Annotated in this window: 5 protein-coding genes; 1 reads left to right on the top strand and 4 read right to left on the bottom strand. The window is 59.5% G+C overall.

The features are described 5' to 3' along the window. Positions 1 to 178 precede the first annotated feature (178 nt). Positions 179 to 973, bottom strand: coding sequence for a hypothetical protein (locus I6N89_RS25145; RefSeq protein ID WP_207020950.1), 795 nt, complete (start codon positions 971 to 973; stop codon positions 179 to 181). Positions 974 to 1,044: 71 nt separating this feature from the next. After that, positions 1,045 to 1,761 carry a hypothetical protein gene (locus I6N89_RS25140; protein WP_207020949.1) on the bottom strand — a complete coding sequence of 239 codons (717 nt, stop codon included), beginning with the start codon at positions 1,759 to 1,761 and terminating at the stop codon, positions 1,045 to 1,047. Here I6N89_RS25140 and I6N89_RS25135 point away from each other — a divergent pair. Next, positions 1,742 to 2,821, top strand: coding sequence for a hypothetical protein (locus tag I6N89_RS25135; protein ID WP_207020948.1), 1,080 nt, complete (start codon positions 1,742 to 1,744; stop codon positions 2,819 to 2,821). The genes I6N89_RS25140 and I6N89_RS25135 overlap by 20 nt on opposite strands. Before the next feature lie 5 nt (positions 2,822 to 2,826). Here I6N89_RS25135 and I6N89_RS25130 read toward each other — a convergent pair whose 3' ends face one another. Both I6N89_RS25130 and I6N89_RS25125 read right to left on the bottom strand, forming a co-directional pair. After that, complete coding sequence (locus tag I6N89_RS25130; RefSeq protein ID WP_207020947.1) at positions 2,827 to 3,462, bottom strand: hypothetical protein; 636 nt, start codon at positions 3,460 to 3,462, stop codon at positions 2,827 to 2,829. Positions 3,463 to 4,418: 956 nt separating this feature from the next. Continuing rightward, positions 4,419 to 4,589 (bottom strand): IS3 family transposase (locus tag I6N89_RS25125; protein ID WP_207020243.1); only part of this gene is annotated, 171 nt, incomplete at its 5' end.

Genomic DNA, 4,589 nt, shown 5'->3' with positions numbered 1-4,589 from the left:
GATCAGGCCGCACAGCGCTCTGGGCTACCGTCCACCCGCGCCCGAAAGCACCGTCCCGATGGACCAGAGGCCCACAATGCACTAACAATCAAACCGGACCACCCAATGGGGGCAGGCCAATGGTCTCTTGAGCTGAAGTGAATGAGGTCCCTCGTCATGCACCCATCCAGTGGTGCGATTAATGTCGATGTGCGAGCACTTGCGAAGCGGCGAAGATCAGAGACAGAACAGATAACAGCGCCAGGATCAGCGGGCTGTTTCGGGCTCGATCAACCCAGTTGGGAGAGATATGCGCAGGCGAGGCGCGGCTGATGAAAGAGGCTTCAAGCTCGGACTTTTTCGGTCCTGCGACGAGCCCTACCGCCAGTACATCGGGCATTGCCAGGTCGGGTGAGACCGTACCGAATACACTCACCGCCGCACCGCCAACTGCTTCGAGGATGCGAATGCTTTCCCCTCGTCGGAATGTGCCGGTCTTGATCGCATCTGTGCGCACAGAAAACGGCCGGCGTTCGCGAAATTCGTAGCTTCCGGCGAGAAGTAGGCCCGTTTCGTTCGTGTCGGCCGGATATCCGATCCTGGGCTGACCGGAAAACGCAAGCGTGCCGAGCTCGATCCAGCGCTCGCGCGACAGCCATATGCGGAATTCTTCGCCAAGCTCATCGTGATCCGAGATTACGATGACGACCCCTTTCTCCGAAGGGTTGTAGAAATCAATGCGAACCCCATCGTGCAGATAGATATCCAGATCTTGTTCACTGTTCTCGTAAATACGTGCATCGCAAAGCCCCTCGCCTCGAGGAAGATCGAGACGACGAGTCTTGCGAGGCACACACGTCTTCACGCGTCCAAGATCCCAGCGAAGGCGTTCCCGATCCTCGATCTCGATGCTGAGCGCACGGGTGTGGGCATCCAGCACCAAAGATTGCCGGGAAAGTACACCGGTGACGAGGATAAGGATCATGGCAAGCACGATACCGCACCCCCAGAGCACTGCCCGATACAGAAGATCATGGCAGCTTTGGCGCCAATCCCGCAGGCGTCTCATCCTTCCGGCACCGAGGCAACGCGAAGCACGAACTGTACCGGCGGTGCCATCTCGCCACCATCGACCGACAGAACGTCTGCCGTGACCTTGCCCTGACTTGCAAGCGCCTCCGGGATTTCGCAAATCGTGTCGAATGCGCTACGGACTAACTGGGTGACCGGCCGACACTCCTGTTCACCGACGTCCGGTAACTGCGGGAACATCACATAGGTGAATTCTGCGTCAGATGTGTTCAGGAATAGCGACAGTGCCTCTCCCGACTGGGCACCAAAATAGACTGCGGCGGCTTCTTCGAGACCGGTGAACCTGTCGCACGCGCCGGGAGTCAGCAGCCCCGCCAGAGTGTCCGGCGGCGCCTCGCGCAGAAGCGGCAACTGCTGCGTCGGGTAAGGGAACCGCAGGCGCCCGCCCGGAGAAACGCCAACGACACTGTAAGTGTTTCTGCTTTCGTAAAGACCGTCAACCGTTGTCATCCGCAGACAGACCTCCGGCGACGTCCAGTCGGCCGGCAGCGTTCCGGTCACATCAAGTTCGGTTTGTCGCGCACCGATCGGACCACTCCGCGCAAAGCCCAGAAGACGGGCGCCGGCAATTGCGGGCGCCTCATAGACGAACTCGACGAATGCGCCGCGAAGTTGGGCCTCGTGCTGCGATTGCGATGATGCCATAATCGGAATAGCCATCAGCCATCCGGTGAGGACAATTTTTGACATGCGGTGTTTTTTTCCATTTCTTTCCCGCATTGTATTGGGCCTCATCCTGCTTAATCTCCCCGTTGCACTCTTCGCTCAAACCGTGCGGGTTCAGTCCGGCGACCAGTTCGGACATGGGCTGATGTTTCGCTTCAACGACAATTGCTTTGTCGCCCTGCCGCGTCACGTCATCGTCAAAGACAACCCAAAGCTCACCGTATTCACCGCTGCGCCGGTGGTCCATTCCCTTGCATGGGTCACCGATCCGTTCTGGAAGGACATGGATCTTGCAGTCGCGCAGGTGCGCGGCATCGTCGAAGACCGCTGCACCCGGGATCTCGACTGGTTCGCAGAGGCTCACCCAGAGGCAAACAGCATCGGTCAGCTCATGCAACTGAGCGCGACCGGTGAGTCGCGCCCGACGCAGATGCAGATCACCGAAAGCGGGTATCTGACCTTTGATGCCAGGCTCGCCCAGCCCGACGCGGAATTGCGCCAGGGCATCAGCGGGGCTTTCCTGATGGTCGGTGGAAAGCCGGTCGGCATGGCGCTGCGCATGGCCTCCCAGACCGAAGGAATCTTCCTGCGCAGCGAGGAAATAGAGATGAACCTGCGCCGCTGGCTGACGCGCCGCGCCGGTCTGACGGTGACCGAAGTGCCCGCTGCGCCGACGCCAGCCCCGGTGCCCCTGTCGCGGTTCGAGGTTGTCTCGGCCGCTTCCGCACCGGTCTCGCCCGATATGTCCGAGCAGAACCTGATCGGGCCGGGCCGCTATGTGTTCGCGCCGGACGGGCCGAACCGCATCGTCTTTCGGACCCGCGACGGTGCCAGCGCCCCGGTGAGCGGGCTGCACCTGACTTCCGATCCCGAGGCCGGTCACGCTCTGCCCCGCCGCATCCGCGTGACCGTCTCGTCGCGCAGAGACGGGCGTGGTGATCGTCCTTTCCTGACCGGCGAAGCCGGGCCGGACGGTATTCTGGAACAGTCCCGCATGGCGACCACTGCTGTCTGGGTATTCGTCACGGTGCTCGACAGCTGGGATGCGGGAAGTGTGGGCATAGACGAAATCGCTTTCGATTGATACCGTCAGCGGATCGGGATCGAAAGGATAATAGGGCGCGTACTTGTGCCAGCGTACTCAGCCCCGACAACTGCCTGAAGTCTGCCGTCGTCTGTTAGATTCATCTCATACCAGTTGCGATCGGAGCTTTTGAGTTGCAGCGCGCCGCCGACCGCGCGAAACAAGCACTCGTCACCTGATGGCCAGTGCTCAAAGGCGTAGCATGTACCATCAGCCGCCCTTCGTTGGAACTTTCCGATCCAGATCGTTTGAGCATCGTCGTTAGGCACAAGACCCAATGACCCCTTTACGACTGACCGAAAATCCTCAGTCTTTGCCTTGCTCCCGTCGATCTGAACCTCGATCAGCGGTTCGCTGTCGAGGAATGCCTTCACCGCCATGCCCCGCACGTTGGGATCCGCGCTGTAGATGCCGTTCTCCAGCGCGATGCGCTGCATGTCCGGATCGCCGCTATCGAGCATCACCTTCATCGTCGCCTGCGCGCGCTTCGGGTCCGGATCGCTCAGCATTGCAACCAGCTCGTCGTCCTTCGACAGTTCCTTGTCCACCGCGGCACGAAGCTGCTCCATCGTCATGCCCTGCGCAAAGACAGCCGTGCTCGTAATCGACATGCATACGGCCCAGAGGTACTTTTTGAACATAACCGCCCCCTTCTTTCAATTGCAAATGATGTATCGGAAATTTTCCAAGACTTGCAATTTCGAATTTCAACGTTTGCCGCACAACTTTGCCGTCTTCCGGTCACCCGTCAAGTGTCAGGATCGTATGGGATATTATGTTGTCCGCGACACTCTCGGCGTAACACAGCGCGTAGCTGAAGGTGCCACTCGCGATCAACGCATCATTTCCTGCTGACCAGAACTCCCGATGTACCCCTATAACGGCTACGTCGAACAGGTGACCCAACAAATCGCTGTCGCGCAAGCGACCGTGCTTGTTTCTGGAGAAGGAAGAAGATCTCGGGCACGATCAATCAGATCGCAGAGACAGGACCGACGATAGCCGAAGTCGCGATGGTTCACCTTGCATAGCCACCGGAGACTGTCCGACTTGGTGCCAAAGTAATACCCGACGAGCAGCATACGGATGTTGAATTCAGGGTCGACCGAGCTGTAATCACGAGCGAGCCCATTCAGCAGAAAGGGCTGGGACCGGGCCTTCGCCGCGCCTGGCACGAATGACGGCAATGGGCCGGGAGCTCCCTCAGGCCTGGCGCTCTAGGGCAAGGGGCCTGCCGCGCGGACGCAGCTCTGCTTCGGGCTCGAAGGGGGCATACTGCGGCGCAGCGTGTCTTGCGCCTAGAGGGCAGCGACGGCCGTCGCTCCTGGCCCAAAGCCGACACTGGGTGTGGGCGCTGGGAATGGCCGCTTCGGGCTAAGGGGAGCGAAGTGGAGTAGCCCGCTGAAAGTGGTCCACCAACTGGGATAGATTATCCCTCAAATTGGAGGATCAGCGATGGCTGGAAAGCGAGAGAAGCCCGAAGAGATTGTATCGAAGCTTCGGCAGGTTGAGGTGTTGCAAGGGCAAGGGGCGACGATTGCCGAGGCGGTGCGCCAGATTGGCGTGATGGCCTGCTGCCGGTTTCGTGGACGGCAGTTTAAGCTTTCATAGCTCTCTCCTCGAACGTGATAGGGCTTAGATACCCGATGGTCGAGTGCCGACGCTTTGGATTGTAGAACCGTTCGATGTAATCGAAGACATCTGCGCGCGCCTGCTTCCTGGTGCGGTAAGTTTTCCGCCTAACCCGTTCGGTTTTTAGCGAAGAGAA

The sequence above is a fragment of the Salipiger abyssi genome (assembly GCF_017311415.1).
GTDB classification, from domain to species: Bacteria; Pseudomonadota; Alphaproteobacteria; order Rhodobacterales; family Rhodobacteraceae; genus Salipiger; species Salipiger abyssi_A.
Note: the sequence above shows the minus strand (reverse complement) of the source record. Positions and strands in the feature narration are given on the sequence as shown.

Excerpts from the sequence above, each read along its gene's own strand:
- I6N89_RS25140 (WP_207020949.1), bottom strand. The coding sequence starts at position 1,761 with ATGTCAAAAATTGTCCTCACCGGATGGCTGATGGCTATTCCGATTATG.
- I6N89_RS25130 (WP_207020947.1), bottom strand. The coding sequence starts at position 3,462 with ATGTTCAAAAAGTACCTCTGGGCCGTATGCATGTCGATTACGAGCACG.